The organism is Amycolatopsis sp. cg5, from assembly GCF_041346955.1.
GTDB lineage: Bacteria > Actinomycetota > Actinomycetes > Mycobacteriales > Pseudonocardiaceae > Amycolatopsis.
Genome location: NZ_CP166849.1, coordinates 8,446,117 through 8,459,855 on the forward strand (window position 1 = coordinate 8,446,117; position 13,739 = coordinate 8,459,855).

Sequence of the window (13,739 nt, forward strand, 5' to 3'; positions counted from 1 at the left end):
AGATGAGTGTTTCATCCGCGCGGAAGGAGCCGCACTGGTCCGAACGCCATGGGGTCTCCTGCGACGAACGGCGCAGTTTTGGCTCGCTGTTAACCACCGGTGACAGACAGCACCAGATTGGCGCTATACCGATTCCGTCGTGCGTGAAACGGTGGTCAACCGGGTAGTAACGACGCCCGAGCGGCACCACATGTACGACGAGCGCAAAGGACCACCATGGGCCAGGACCTGTCGGCGGACACCTTCACCTCGCGTGATCGAGGACGATACCGCCGTAAGGTCCAGCGCTGTCTCGACACGCTCGCCCGCATGCTCTCGGACGGCAGTTTTTCCTTTCCCCGCAAGAACATCGGGCTCGAGGTCGAGCTGAACCTGGTCGACAGCGAGATGCGGCCGTCGATGACGAACACCACCGTGCTGGACGCGCTGAACGACCCGTCGTTCACCACCGAACTGGGCCAGCACAACCTGGAGCTCAACGTGCCGCCCCGCCCGCTGGCCGGGGATTCCGCGCTGACACTGGAAGAAGACCTCCACGCGTACCTTGCGGCCGCGCGCTCGAAAGCCATCGGCGCCGGCTCGCAGCTCGCGCTGATCGGGATACTGCCCACGTTGCGGCATGAGCACTTCGACCAGAAGTGGCTGACCAACAACGCGCGATACTCGTTGCTGAACGACGAAATCTTCGCCGCCCGCGGCGAGCACACCGTGCTGGCCATGGAAGGTGCCGCGCTCGAAGGCCACAAACCCGAGCGGCTGCGCAGCTACGCCGAGTCGATCCTGCCCGAGGCCGCCTGCACTTCCGTGCAGCTGCACCTGCAGGTGGCGCCGGAAGAGTTCGCCGCGCACTGGAACGCCGCGCAGTGCCTGGCCGGCGTGCAGGTCGCGCTCGGCGCGAACTCGCCGTTCCTGCTGGGCAGAGCGCTCTGGCACGAGACCCGGATCCCGCTCTTCCTCCAGGCGACCGACACCAGACCGGAGGAGCTCAAGAACCAGGGCGTGCGGCCGCGTGTGTGGTTCGGCGAGCGCTGGATCACCTCGATCTTCGACCTGTTCGAGGAGAACGTCCGCTATTTCCCTGGCCTGCTCCCGGAAACCGACGCCGAGGACCCGATCGAGGCGCTCGAATCGGGCAACGCGCCCAAGCTCACCGAGCTGCGGATGCACAACGGGACCGTGTGGAGATGGAACCGGCCGGTGTACGACGTGGTGGACGGCCTTCCCCATCTGCGGGTGGAGAACCGGGTGCTGGCGGCGGGACCGACCGTGCTGGACATCGTCGCCAACGCGGCGTTCTTCTATGGCGCGCAACGCGCGCTCGCCGAGTCCGAGCGGCCGGTCTGGTCCCAGATGTCCTTCCAGGCGGCCGAAGAAAACCTTTACGCGGGCGCACGACAGGGTTTCGACGCCCAGCTCTACTGGCCGGGCATCGGCTGGATCCCGCCGGACGAGCTCGTCCTGCGCGTCCTGCTGCCCATGGCCCACGAAGGCCTGCGCCGCTCGGACGTCTCCGACGAAGCCCGCGAGCGCTACCTCGGCATCATCGAGCAGCGCTGCCTCGCCAGGCGCACCGGTTCGTCGTGGCAACGCGACTACGTGCTGCGGGCGCAGGAACGCGGCCTGGAGCGCGACGCGGCGCTCGCCCGCATGCTCGGCCGCTACCTCGAGCTGTCCGAATCCGAGACCCCGGTCCACACCTGGTCCGTCGAAGACTGACCTTCTACGATCGACGGATCCGGGGAGGTGGGATGCCGAAGATCATCGGCGGGTCGATCGAAGCGCATCGGCGGCAGGTGCGCGCCAAGGTCTTCGACGTCTTGCGCACCCAGCTCTACGAACGCGGTTTCGACGCCGTCACGCTCGCCGGCGTCGCCGCCGAGGCCGGTCTCGGCCGCACCGCGATGTACAACCACTTCCCCGACAAGGAAGCGCTGCTAGTCGCCTTCGTCGAGGACGAGGCAACCCAGTACGTCGAGCGCCTTAACGAAGCCGTAGGCGCTGTCGAAGATCCGGTAGCCAAGCTGGCCACTTTCGTAAGGCTTCAGCTGCGCGTGCTCGCCGAGTACCACCTGCCGCCGGGAACGGCGCTCGCGTCGGCGCTGGCGCCGGCCGCGTACCGGCGGATCAGCGCGCACGCCGACCCGATCACCGAGCAGCTCCGCGAGATCCTCGCCGCGGGCATGCGCACCGGGCAGCTTCCCGAAGAAGACCCGGACATCCTGATTCCGATGATCACCTCGGCGCTGTCCACGCGTTCGATCATCGATGTGCCGCCTGAGCAGGTCGAATCCGCCATCGACGCGGCTGTCCGGTTCGTCCTGCGCGCGGTCGGTTCGAGTGAATCCCGATAATTTAGGGTAGCCTAACCCGTGTTCGTCACCTAAGCTCTTTCTGACAGCTTGTCAGAAAGAGGAGTCGACGGATGACCACGGACCTCGAGCAGATCCCGTTCTCGAAGACGCTCCGCAGCTCCACACTGGGCGTGCACGACAAGGCCAACCACTCCGGCTACATGAACGCGCTGCTCGGCGGCGAGCTCACGCTGGCGGGCTACACGCAGCTGGCCGTCCAGTACTACTTCATCTACCAGGCGATCGAGCAGGCCAGCGACCGGATGCGGATCGACCCGGTCGGCTCCAAGTTCGTCTTCGACGAGCTGCGCAGGCTGCCGAAGCTCGACCGCGACCTGAACCACCTCATCGGCCGGGACTGGCCGAAAGAGGTCACTCCGCTGCCCGCGACGCTGGCGTACGCGGAGCGCGTGCGTGAGGCGTCGTCGTGGGCCGGCGGCTACGTCGCGCACCACTACACGCGCTATCTCGGCGACATCGCGGGCGGCCAGGTGATCCGGCGGCTCATCGCGAAGAAGTACGAGGTCACCGAGGACGGTTCGCTGTTCTACCAGTTCGACGAGATCGGCAGCGCGCCCGCGTTCCGCGACCGCTACCGCACCCAGCTCGACGAGGCGCCGTGGTCGGAGAACGAGCGCGCACGGGTCATCGACGAGACGCTGGTGGCGTTCGAGTGCAACATCGCCGTCTTCGCGGAGCTCGCCGCGGACATGGACCAGTACCGGGCGGCCTGATCTCCAGGCCGCCCGGCCGCCGCTACGCGTTCGGGTCGAACGGGATGCCCGCCGGCTTCGCCTTGGCCAGCTGGCCGTTGAAGTTGCCGTCCTTCAAGGCGAAGCTGGCGCTGCCGAAGTCGGCGTTGACCAGCTTGTCGCGCAGCCCGCTCGGATAGCCGTTCCAGCCGACGAGCGCCGGATACCGCCAGTTGTGGTAGTGGTTCTCCGGCGGCTCGTCGTTGCCGTTCGCGGCGCGGAAGCAGTGCGTGCTGATGCCGTCCTTGTGGTAGACGACCTTGGGATGCGTGCCGTCCCAGCGGATGCTGTCGCGCGCGTGGATCGCGTAGTTGCCGTGCTGCGACGTCGAGACGTACTGGGCCACGTTGTCCTTCACCCAGACGACGTTGTGCTCCCAGTCGTGCCGGTGCCCCGCCGAGCCGGGGCCGAGCGAGACCTGGTCCTTCTCGAAGTACGAGCCGTACATGATGGCGCACCAGCCGTTGTTGCACTTGTAGCGCGCGTAGGTGTTGACGTTGTCGAGGTCGGACTGATCACGGCACTGGCCGTTGACGTCGCCGCCCATGCCGAGGCCGGGCGCGATCGTGCCGTCGCGGCCGATCGCGGGCGAGGCGTAGCAACCGTCCTTGTCGTAGTCATAGGCAGGCGAGAATGTCTGTTCCAGCCCGTCCGCGTTCTGCGGCAGCGCGCTGGGCGGGGTGGCGTTGGCGACGGCGGGTATCGACACGGCGAGCGCGAAAGCGCCCGCCAGCGCCGTGAGCAGCTGACGGCTGGGGATCAAGGTGGTTCTCCTCGCTGGGCGTGTGACAGCACTGGGAACGAGGGCCAGTATTCAGTCGACTACGCGAACAGCACAGCTATTTCGTGAATAAATTTCAGATGAACACGGGGAGCGACAGCCGTCACACCCCGTTGACCTCCAGTTAGGTCGAGGTAGCAGGCTGGGTTTACGGCGATCGGCCCCAGGGCACCCAGCCGGAGAACCGGAGCGTTCCAGCCTGAAAGACAGCGCGGCCCCAGGTCGCCACGGATGGGCGAGTGCTACTAGGTTCGTTACCGAAAGACTTGTGTCGAAACGATGAAGGAGGGCCAATGGCCCGGTACGAGCTCCCCGATCTCGACTACGACTACAGCGCCCTCGCGCCGCACATCTCCGCCGAGATCAACGAGCTGCACCACAGCAAGCACCACGCGACCTACGTCAAGGGCGCGAACGACACCCTCGACAAGATCGCGGAAGCGCGCGACGCGGGCAACTTCGGCGACATCGTCGGCCTGCAGACCACGCTGGCGTTCCACCTGGCCGGGCACGCCAACCACGTCGTGTGGTGGAAGATCCTGTCCCCGGAAGGCGGCGACAAGCCGACCGGTGAGCTCGCGGCCGCGATCGACGAGGCGTTCGGCTCGTTCGACAAGTTCAAGGCGCAGTTCACCGCGGTGGCCACCACCATCCAGGGCAACGGCTGGGGCGCGCTGTCCTGGGACCCGATCGGCAAGACGCTGATCACCCAGCAGCTGCGCGACCACCACAACAACCTGGTGCTGCCGACCACGCCGATCCTGCTGGTCGACGTCTGGGAGCACGCCTTCTACCTCGACTACAAGAACGTCAAGCCGAAGTACGTCGAGGCGCTCTGGAACATCTTCAACTGGGCCGAGATCAGCAAGCGGTTCGACAACGCCGTCGCCGGCGGCAACGGCCTCCTGCTCGGCTGAGGCTCTTCGCATCGCAAAGGGGGCCCTTCCCGTCCGGGAGGGGCCCTTTTTTGCGCCCATCGGAAGGACACGACATGGACGTGGACGCGTACCTGGCGAGACTCGGCGTCACCCGCCCGGAGAAGCTCGACGCGGCGGCGCTGCGCACGCTGCAGGAGGCGCATCTGCTGCGCGTGCCCTTCGAGAACCTGAGCGTGCACCTGCCGGAGCCGATCGACCTCGACCCCGCCGCGCTGGTCGACAAGATCGTCCGGCGCGGCCGTGGTGGTTTCTGTTTCGAGCTCAACGGCGCGTTCGCGTGGCTGCTGCGCGAGCTCGGCTTCGAGGTGACGCTGCACGCCGTGCGCGTGTTCGGCGCCGAAGGCAAGCTCGGGCCGCCGTACGACCACCTCGCGCTGCGCGTCGAACTCGACGAGCCGTGGCTGGCCGATGTCGGGTTCGGCCGGTTCTGCCGGTATCCGCTGCGACTGGACTTCCGTGGCGCGCAGGCGGACCCGGAAGGCGAGTTCGAGGTGCGCGAGGCGCCATTCGGCGAGCTGGACGTGCTGCACAACGGCACGCCGACGAACCGAGTCGAGCCGAGGCCGCGCGAGCTGGCCGAGTTCGCGCCGATGGCGTGGTGGCATTCGACCTCGCCGAATTCGCACTTCACGCGGAACCTGACGTGCTCGCTGCCGACGCCGACCGGACGAGTCACTCTTTCGGGCGACAAGTTGATCGAAACCGTCAACGGTGCGCGCAAGGAGCGCACACTGTCCGGCGACGCGGAGATCCTCGACGCTTACCGGGCGAAGTTCGGGATCGAGCTGGATCAGGCGCCGCGGGTGCGTACGTTCTCGTAAATGAACGGAGCCCCGAGGCGTTGGCCCCGGGGCTCCGTCCGTTCCCGAACTGACTGCCGCTCCCACCACGAAGCGGACGTGTATGAGGTTAGCCTAACCTCACCAACTCAGGCAAGAGCGGGTTCGCGGAGATCCACATCTCACCCGTTCGCCTGAGTCCGATAGGTCGCGATGATGACGCCCGTGGTCGTCGGCACGCTCTTGACCAGCTCGAACTTGGCGAGCGGGCCGGCTTGGGCGAACAGCCGCTCCCCCGAGCCGAGCACGAGCGGGTGAATGAGCAGCACGAACTGGTCGATCAGGTCGTGCGGCAGCAGCGAGCGCACCAGCGCCCCGCTGCCGAGGATGACCATGTCGCTCTCGGCCTTGAGCCGCGCGACGGCCTCGGGCACGTCACCCTTGACGAGGGTCGAGTTCATCCACGGCAGCGGCTCGGCCAGCGTCGTGGAGGCGACGTATTTGGGCGCCTTGTTCAGCACCTGGGTGAACGGGTTGGGCTCCGGCCGGTTCGGCCAGACCGCGTAGAAGTTCTCGTAGGTCCGCCGCCCGAACAGCAGCGCACGCGGCTCGCCCTGGCCGACGCCCATCTCGCGCGCCATCACCTCGTCGCCGTACGCCGCGGCCCAGCCGCCGTGCGCGAATCCGCCGCGGGTGTCCTCGTCGAAGCCGCCCGGCGCCTGCATCACACCGTCGAGCGAGACCGTGACTACTGCGGTGATCATGGGTTCCTCCAGTTCGTAAGGGGTGTTTCGCCCTCTACACGAACTGGGTCGGCCCAGATCGACAGAACTCAGCGACGAGTCAGCACGCGTTGCCGTCCGAAGCGCCGCGCGGTCAGTTTCACGCCGCCGCGGCGCAGCAGGATGATCGCCGCCACCACCGCCACGATGGCCGAGATGCCGCCACCGACGTAGAACGCGGACCGGCCGCCGAACTCGGCGGCCAGCCAGCCGGTCATCGGCGCGCCCAGCGGGCTGCCGCCGATCAGCACCAGCACGTAGATGCCCATCACCCGGCCACGCATCTCGGGGCTGACCGCGGTCTGGACGAGCGCGTTGGCGGTGTTCAGGAAGGTGATCGTGGCGTACCCGAGCGGGATCAGCGCGATACCGAAGGCCAGGTAGGTCGGCATGAACGCGGTGGCGAACTCCAGCGCGCCGAGGCTGAACGCGGCGATCAGCAGCAGCCGCACACTCGGCCCGCCCCGTGTCCCGCGCCGCGCCGCCATCAGCGCGCCGGCGAGCGTGCCGACCGCGAGCAGCGTCGACAGCAGGCCGTAGCCGTCGGCCTGGGTGTGGAACACGTTCGCCGCGACCACCGCGAGCGAGGTGAAGTAGGTGATGCCGAAGGTGCTGACGAAGAACACCAGTCCCATCACGGTCATCAGGTCCGACCGCCGCCGCACGTACCGCAGGCCCTCGCGCAGCTGCCCCTTCTCGCGCGGCACCGCGGGGCCGCGGAAGAGCTTGTCGGGGTTCATCATGACCAAACCGGTGATCACCGCGACCGTGCTCGCCGCGTTCGCGATGAACAGCCAGCCGGTGCCGACCCAGGTGATGGTGAACCCGGCGATGGCCGGGCCGACGATGCGCGCCGTGTTGAAGATCGAGGAGTTCAGCGCGACCGCGTTGGTGATCTGCTCGCGGCCGACCATCTCGCCCACGAAGGACTGCCTGGTCGGCACTTCGAGCGCGCCCGTGCAGCCGAACGTGAAGCACAACAGGTAGACGTGCCACAGCTGGACCAGACCGGTCACGTCGAGCACACCGAGCACGGTGGCCTGGAGCACGACCGCGGCCTGGATCCCGATCAGCAGCCGCCGCTTGTCGACGCGATCCGCGAGCACGCCCGCCCAGAGCGAGAGGAACAGCGTCGGGGTGAACTGCAGCGCGACGGCCATGCCCAGCGCGACCGGATTGTGGCCACTGAGGCTGAAGACCAGCCAGTCCTGCGCGATGCGCTGCATCCAGGTGCCGACGTTCGACACGACCTGGCCGGTGAAGAACAGCCGGTAGTTGCGGATCCGCAGCGACGAGAACATCGCGCCGCGCGTCTTCGGCGGTGATGGAGGTGGGGCGGGGTTCCGAATGGGTGCCGTCTGCCGACTGTCCGTTTCGCTACCCGTTATGCCCCGCACCTTGGTTAGTTCCCCGCCATCCTGTCGATGATCTCCGCGGCGCGGGAGAGGGTCACCCTCTCTTCCGCGCTCAGTTCCGCTAGCTTTTCGTCCAACCACGCCTCACGCGCGGAGATCGTCTCCTGCACATAGGCATGCCCGGCTGCCGAAACCTCCACGATGGCCTGACGGCCGTCCGTCGGATGCGGACGCCGCTCGACATAGCCACGCTCCTCCAGCGCGGCGATGACCCTCGTCATCGAAGGCGGCTGCACACCCTCCTTGGCGGCCAGCTGACCGGGAGTCAGCGCCCCGCACTTGTGCAAAGTGGACAAAGCGGAGATCTGCGTCAGTGAGACACCCTCACCCGCCCGCTGCGCACGGAGTTTGCGGTTGAGCCGGACGACGGCCAGCCGCAAGCGGCTCGCCAGTGAGCGCTCGTGGGCGTCGTCGGACATATCGTTAGCATACCTCACGAACTATCGGCCGGACCGGTGATCTTCATCAAGCACTATGCCGCAGAGTAAGTGTCTGGTCACTTATGGTTAAGTGACCAGGTGCGAGTTGGTGTCTACGTTGACGGGTACAACCTGTACTACTCGATGCGCCGGTTGTGCGGCCGCGGCACGGCGGGCTGGCGCTGGCTCGACATACGCGCACTCGCGAACAGCCTGATCAACCCGGGTTACTGGCCGGATGCTCGGATCGACAAGATCGTCTACTGCACCGCCAGGATCCCCGACGCCAGGTTCACCGTGTCGTTCGCCTATCGCGAGGAGAAGGGCTCTGACGTCAACGTCGCGTCCCACCTGCTGCTCGACGTCCTTGAAGGCGCCGTGGACGCGGCGATCGTCATCTCGAACGACAGCGATCTGCAGTTCCCGATCCAGCAGGCACGGTTGCGGGTGCCCGTCGGCACGGTGAACCCCGGCCCGACACAGACCGCGGGCAGGCTCAAGGGTGATCCCGACGACGGCGTGGGGAGGCATTGGTGGGGCAGGCTGACCGAAGCACAGGTCAAGTCGAGTCAGCTGACGGGTCCGGTGGCGGGCTACGTCAAACCGACCGAGTGGTGATCCCTCGGCCCGAACCCTGCTAGACTTACGGCCATATACCACCCAACCCCTTGTGGGTTGGGTTTTCTTTTTGGCGGTCCTTCTACCGCAAGCCTCTTGGATCGGCACGTCTCCGCAACGCGGGTCTTCCCGGGGCCGCGCCAGCGGCGATGGCGGTTCTGGGCGGCTGCGCGGCACACGCGACGCCAGTCGTGAGCGTTGCGGGCGGTTCTAACCGCCCGCAACGCTCACGAGCCCTTCTACCGCAGCGCTTCCTGGATGGGGCCGACGGCGAAGTAGGCCACGAAGGCCACCGCGATCAGCCACATGAGCGGGTGCACGCCGCGGGCCTTGCCGGTGATCGAGCGGATCGCGACGTAGCTGATGAAGCCGGCGCCGATGCCGTTGGCGATCGAGTACGTGAACGGCATGACCACGATCGTCAGGAACGCGGGCAGCGCGATCGAGAAGTCCGTGAAGTCGATGTCCTTGACCTGGCTCATCATCAGCGCGCCGACGACGACCAGTGCCGGTGCGGCCGCTTCGACGGGTACGACCTGGTAGAGCGGGGTGAAGAACATCGCGGCCAGGAAGAGCACGCCGGTGACCACGTTCGCGAGGCCGGTGCGCGCGCCCTCGGCGATACCGGACGCCGATTCGACGAAGACGGTGTTGGAGCTCGCCGAGCCGAAACCGCCCGCCGCGCCCGCGAGGCCTTCGACGAAGAGTGCCTTGCCGATGTTGGGGAGCTGGCCGTCCTTCTCGACCAGGCCCGCTTCCTTGCCGAGGCCGGTCATCGTGCCCATGGCGTCGAAGAAGTCGGCCAGCACCAGCGTGAAGACGAACAGGACCACGGTGATGATCGGCAGCCGCGTCCACGCTCCGAACGAGACGTCGCCGACCAGCGACAGGTCGGGCAGGCCGACCACCTGGTCCGGCAGCGCGGGGTAGCCGAGGTTCCAGCCCTTGGGGTTCGTGCCCTTCGACGGCCCGGCCTTGACGATCGTCTCGACCACGATGGCCAGCACGGTCGTGACGAGCACGCCGATCAGGATGCCGCCCTTGACCCGCTTCGCCACCAGGATGCCGGTGACCAGCAGGCCGACCACGAACACCGCCGTCGGCCACGACGCGATCGAGCCGCCGATGCCGAGCCCGACCGGGACCGTGGTGTGCGCGTCGTCCGGCAGCCGCCGCACGAACCCGGCGTCGACCAGGCCGATCAGGCAGATGAACACGCCGATGCCGACCGCGATCGCCGACTTCAGCGGCGCGGGCACCGCGCGGAACACGGCCGTGCGGAAGCCGGTGAACACCAGCGCCACGATGATCAGGCCCTCGATGACGACCAGGCCCATCGCCTCCGGCCAGGTCATCTTCGGCGCCATGGTGACCGCGACCAGGCTGTTGATGCCCAGGCCGGTGGCGATGGCGAACGGGTAGTTCGCGACGAGTCCCATCAGGATGGTCAGCACGCCGGCGACCAGCGCCGTCACGGCCGCGACCTGCGGCACCGGCAGGATCCCGCCGAGCACGTCCTTGTGCGCGGCCGCGTCGTCCGGCGCGAAGCTGCCGATGATCAGCGGGTTCAGCACGACGATGTAGGCCATCGTGACGAAGGTGATCACGCCGCCGCGGATCTCCCGCGCGGGCGTCGAGCCACGCTCCGTGATCTTGAAGAAACGGTCCAGTGTGGACACCATCGCAAACCCTGCCCTTCGCCCGACGGCAGGTACCCTGCCCCACGTGGCCGAATCGAACAACTCCTCGTTGCGCCCGACCCCGGAACTGCCCAAAAGGCTGACCGACCTGACGCCGGTGGTGATCGTAGGCACCGCGATCTGGACGGTCGCGCTGGTGGTGTTGTTCCTGGTGTCCGACGGCGTCTGGGTGTGGACGTCGTTCGCGGGCATCGTGCTCGGCTTCATCGGACTGGGCATCATCTGGTGGCAGCGCTCCGCCGCCCGCCGCGGCTCGAAGTCGGCCCAGCGCCTCTGAGCCTGGCCAAAAATCCCATGCGCGCTGGTCAGCGGGGGTCGTGAGCGTTCCGGGCGGTTAGAACCGCCCGCAACGCTCACGAGCCCTTCAGGCGAGGAGCGTGGTGGCGTCGGGTTCGTTGATCAGGGCGAGGACGACGTGGCGCTCCGGCCAGCGGTCCGTGGCCCACGCGAACGCTTTCGCCAGGCCTTCCGGGGTGTCGGCGGCGTGGAGGCGGGAGTCGTTCCACCACAAGGCGTCGTGGGACGCGCCGTCGAACGAGACCGTCAGTGACTCGTGCAGCAGGAGGCCTCCGTCGGGCACGGGCACGCCGAGCAGTTCGGCCGCCAGCGTCACGGCTTCCAGGTCGGCCCAGAGCACGTAGTCGCCTTCGGAGGTGACCTCGGCCGAGAGGTCGCCGGCGACCGCGAGGTCCAGGCGGGACGCGAAACCCGCCGGGTCGTCGACGACGCCGACGAGACGGGAGCGGGGCACGACCGCGACCGGCCATGGGACGTCCAGCACGACCGCGTCGAAGGCGTCGACGACCGAGCCGTCCATCGCGCGCATGCGGGCGGGCTCGTGTTCGCCGGTCAACGCGCCGTGCGCGTGGACGACCAGGCCGGGCGGGATCGTGCGGGACGGGTCGCCGAGGCGGTCGAGCAGGTCTTCCTCGTCGCCGCCGAGTGACGCGCGGACGCCCGCGGCCGCGAGCAGCTCGGCGGGGAGGCCGACGTCGGGGACCGGGTCGTACAGGCCAGCCAGCGCCGACGCGCTCGGCAGGCGCCAGTGGCGGGGTGGCTCGTCGCCGAGCAGTGCGTAGCGGGCGAGCCACCAGGCCGTGTGGCCGTCCGGCTCCATCAAGGCGCGCCAGGTTTCCGGGCGCGAGGCGATGAGGCGCAGTGCCGCGGGCCAGGCGTCGTCGCCGACCAGGTCGAGGTCGCGCAGCGCGAGCACGCGGGCTGGCGGCTTGGCGAGCGAGTCCCACCAGGATTCTTCGTCGGGGAGGTCGTGGTCGGGCTCGACCGGGTCGGAGTCGGAGATGACCGCGAAGGTGTCGAGCACGCCGGCGGCCGACAGGGTCTCGGCTGGCCAGTCCGAGGCGAAGTCGTCGTCGAGCACCGAGACCGGGCCGTCTTCGGCGAACGCCTCAGGGTCGAAGATCTCCAGCAGCGGCGAGGTCGGGAGCACCAGCTCGTCGGCGCGGCGCCAGCCGTCGTCGCAGGGCAACGCGAGCGCGCCGAGCCAGTCGATGTCGGCCGAGGTCTCCGCGACCAGCCGCAGCACCGCGCCGGCCAGCGCCATTCCGTCGAGCCCCGCGTTCGCGTCCTCGACGCTGCGCTCGACGGCTTCGAGCAGCTCCGGCGCGTCGAGCAGTTCGCGGGCTTCGGCGTGCTTGGCGTCCAAGCGTTCCAGCAACGGGTGCGCGGCTTCGGGGTGCACCAGGCGGAGTCCCGCGATGTCCACATCGGACAGCAGCTCGAGCAGCTCGGCCGAGCCGCCGACCAGCAGCGCGCCGCGCGGGCCCGGCAGCGTGCGGCCGTCGGACAGCGGGACCGGCAGGCCGCCGAGGTCGTCGGCGGTGACCTCGTGCGACTCCAGCAGCGGCAGCAGCGCGTCGTAGACCGACCGCCACCACGACGGTTCCCGGGTGACGCCGGTCAGCAGGTCGACGATTTCGGCCACGGGCAAGGAATCCGAGCCGACGACGGCCAGCGCGCGCACGACCGGCAGCCCCGACAGCGCGCACAGGCCCGGCACGACCTCGGCCAGCAGCGACACCAGCTCGGGGGCTTCGGCGTCCAGCACCCTGGCGCGGGAGCCGGAAAGCTCGGGTCCCGCCGCGGACGGCAGCCAGTCCGACGAACTCAGCGCGGCGAGCACCAGCTCGCGCAGCTGACCGTCCACTTCGGACAGCGGGAAGCCACCGGCAGGCACCAGCGCCAGCCGGTGCTCGGCGGGGAGTTTCCTCACCAGCGCGGGGTAAATACCGGCCGCCGCTTCGAAAACGGCACGCGCGCCCGGCAACACCCGGCGCCGTGACGGCTCGATCGGCACCGACGCCAGCAGGCGCGCGGGCAGTGAGACGCGCTCGTCGGTCGGGGTCGGCGCGTACAGGACGTCCTCGGTCAGCGGCTGCGGCACACCGTCCGCGTCGACCGGGACGGCCCAGCCGCCCTCGGTCAGCCACCGCCGCACCGAACCGTCCGGCGAGCCGATCTCGACGATGTCGTCCTCGGCGGACGACCGGGTCCATGCCTGGTCGCCGACCTCGATCCGCGCCAGCCACGGGAGCGCGAGCAGCAGATCCGGCGCCTCGGCGGCGATGCCTTCGAGCAGCGCCGTGCCGTCGACGCCCTCGCGCAGCGGCAACCGCACCTCGGTGTCAAAGCCTTGCGGGACAACGGCTTCGAACGCCCACGGCAGCCGCAGCACCGGCACGTCGCCGGTGCGCCCCGACTCCTCGCGCGTCAACGCCTCCGAGAACCGGACGCCGCCACCGGCGGAAACCACGCGCGGCTCGGACGACACGGTCAGCACGGCCGCGAACCCGACGCCGAACCGGCCGACCGTGCCCTCGCCCTTCGCGGACGCGCGCAGCGACGCCAGCGAGGCGACACCGGACGCGTCGAGCGGGGCGCCGGTGTTGGCGACGCGCAGCTCATTGTCCACAAGGGACACCCGGAGCACACCGGGTTCCTTGGCGAGCAGCGCCGCGTCGGCGGCGTTCTGGGCCAGCTCGACGAAGAGCCGGTCGCGGTAGCCGCCGACCCGCAGGTCGTGCTCGGAGTTCGTGTCCTCGGTGAACCGGGTCGGCGAATCGGCCCACGCGCGCAGCACCGAGGAGCGCAGCGCTTCCGTCCCGAAAGGATCAACCATCGCCACGAGGACACTCCTCCTGAGTGAAATTCATGTTCGGCCGCCGATCGACGGCGCGACAAGAGCGC

13 protein-coding genes are annotated in these 13,739 nt (G+C 68.5%); 7 read left to right on the top strand and 6 right to left on the bottom strand.

Annotated elements, in window-relative coordinates; all coding sequences use genetic code 11:
* Nucleotides 1–216: 216 nt before the first annotated feature.
* The 3 genes from AB5J62_RS38270 to AB5J62_RS38280 all read left to right on the top strand — a co-directional run bounded on the left by AB5J62_RS38270 (nt 217) and on the right by AB5J62_RS38280 (nt 3,085).
* Nucleotides 217–1,716 (top strand): glutamate-cysteine ligase family protein, encoded by a 1,500-nt coding sequence (locus AB5J62_RS38270; RefSeq protein ID WP_370944921.1) that lies wholly within the window; start codon nt 217–219, stop codon nt 1,714–1,716.
* Between the two features lie 32 nt (nt 1,717–1,748).
* Entirely contained in the window at nt 1,749–2,351 is a 603-nt protein-coding gene (locus AB5J62_RS38275; protein WP_370944922.1) for a TetR/AcrR family transcriptional regulator, read from the top strand.
* A gap of 71 nt (nt 2,352–2,422) precedes the next feature.
* Nucleotides 2,423–3,085 carry a heme oxygenase (biliverdin-producing) gene (locus AB5J62_RS38280; RefSeq protein ID WP_370944923.1) on the top strand — a complete coding sequence of 221 codons (663 nt, stop codon included), beginning with the start codon at nt 2,423–2,425 and terminating at the stop codon, nt 3,083–3,085.
* Between the two features lie 22 nt (nt 3,086–3,107).
* Here AB5J62_RS38280 and AB5J62_RS38285 read toward each other — a convergent pair whose 3' ends face one another.
* Nucleotides 3,108–3,866: an NPP1 family protein gene (locus tag AB5J62_RS38285; protein WP_370944924.1), complete on the bottom strand. Its 759-nt coding sequence runs from the start codon at nt 3,864–3,866 to the stop codon at nt 3,108–3,110.
* Between the two features lie 311 nt (nt 3,867–4,177).
* On the opposite strand from AB5J62_RS38285, the gene AB5J62_RS38290 reads away from it, so the two are divergent.
* Entirely contained in the window at nt 4,178–4,801 is a 624-nt protein-coding gene (locus tag AB5J62_RS38290; RefSeq protein ID WP_091288052.1) for a superoxide dismutase, read from the top strand.
* A 74-nt stretch (nt 4,802–4,875) separates the two neighbouring features.
* On the top strand, nt 4,876–5,643 hold the full coding sequence (locus tag AB5J62_RS38295) for an arylamine N-acetyltransferase (protein WP_370944925.1): 768 nt from the start codon (nt 4,876–4,878) through the stop codon (nt 5,641–5,643).
* 140 nt (nt 5,644–5,783) lie between these two features.
* Here the strand turns inward: AB5J62_RS38295 and AB5J62_RS38300 are convergent, their stop codons facing one another.
* The 3 genes from AB5J62_RS38300 to AB5J62_RS38310 all read right to left on the bottom strand — a co-directional run bounded on the left by AB5J62_RS38300 (nt 5,784) and on the right by AB5J62_RS38310 (nt 8,217).
* Nucleotides 5,784–6,365, bottom strand: coding sequence for a dihydrofolate reductase family protein (locus tag AB5J62_RS38300; protein WP_370944926.1), 582 nt, complete (start codon nt 6,363–6,365; stop codon nt 5,784–5,786).
* A 68-nt stretch (nt 6,366–6,433) separates the two neighbouring features.
* Nucleotides 6,434–7,684 (bottom strand): MFS transporter, encoded by a 1,251-nt coding sequence (locus AB5J62_RS38305; protein WP_370944927.1) that lies wholly within the window; start codon nt 7,682–7,684, stop codon nt 6,434–6,436.
* Between the two features lie 101 nt (nt 7,685–7,785).
* A complete protein-coding gene (locus AB5J62_RS38310) occupies nt 7,786–8,217 on the bottom strand; it encodes a MarR family winged helix-turn-helix transcriptional regulator (protein ID WP_370944928.1) in 432 nt (143 codons plus the stop codon).
* Between the two features lie 99 nt (nt 8,218–8,316).
* Between AB5J62_RS38310 and AB5J62_RS38315 the strand changes: the two genes are divergently transcribed.
* Nucleotides 8,317–8,835, top strand: a complete 519-nt coding sequence (locus tag AB5J62_RS38315) for an NYN domain-containing protein (RefSeq protein WP_370944929.1) — start codon at nt 8,317–8,319, stop codon at nt 8,833–8,835.
* A gap of 239 nt (nt 8,836–9,074) precedes the next feature.
* Here AB5J62_RS38315 and AB5J62_RS38320 read toward each other — a convergent pair whose 3' ends face one another.
* Nucleotides 9,075–10,517, bottom strand: a complete 1,443-nt coding sequence (locus tag AB5J62_RS38320) for an NCS2 family permease (RefSeq protein ID WP_370944930.1) — start codon at nt 10,515–10,517, stop codon at nt 9,075–9,077.
* A gap of 67 nt (nt 10,518–10,584) precedes the next feature.
* Between AB5J62_RS38320 and AB5J62_RS38325 the strand changes: the two genes are divergently transcribed.
* On the top strand, nt 10,585–10,812 hold the full coding sequence (locus AB5J62_RS38325) for a DUF2530 domain-containing protein (protein WP_370950450.1): 228 nt from the start codon (nt 10,585–10,587) through the stop codon (nt 10,810–10,812).
* 87 nt (nt 10,813–10,899) lie between these two features.
* Here the strand turns inward: AB5J62_RS38325 and AB5J62_RS38330 are convergent, their stop codons facing one another.
* A complete protein-coding gene (locus tag AB5J62_RS38330; protein ID WP_370944931.1) occupies nt 10,900–13,671 on the bottom strand; it encodes a sacsin N-terminal ATP-binding-like domain-containing protein in 2,772 nt (923 codons plus the stop codon).
* Nucleotides 13,672–13,739 lie beyond the last annotated feature (68 nt).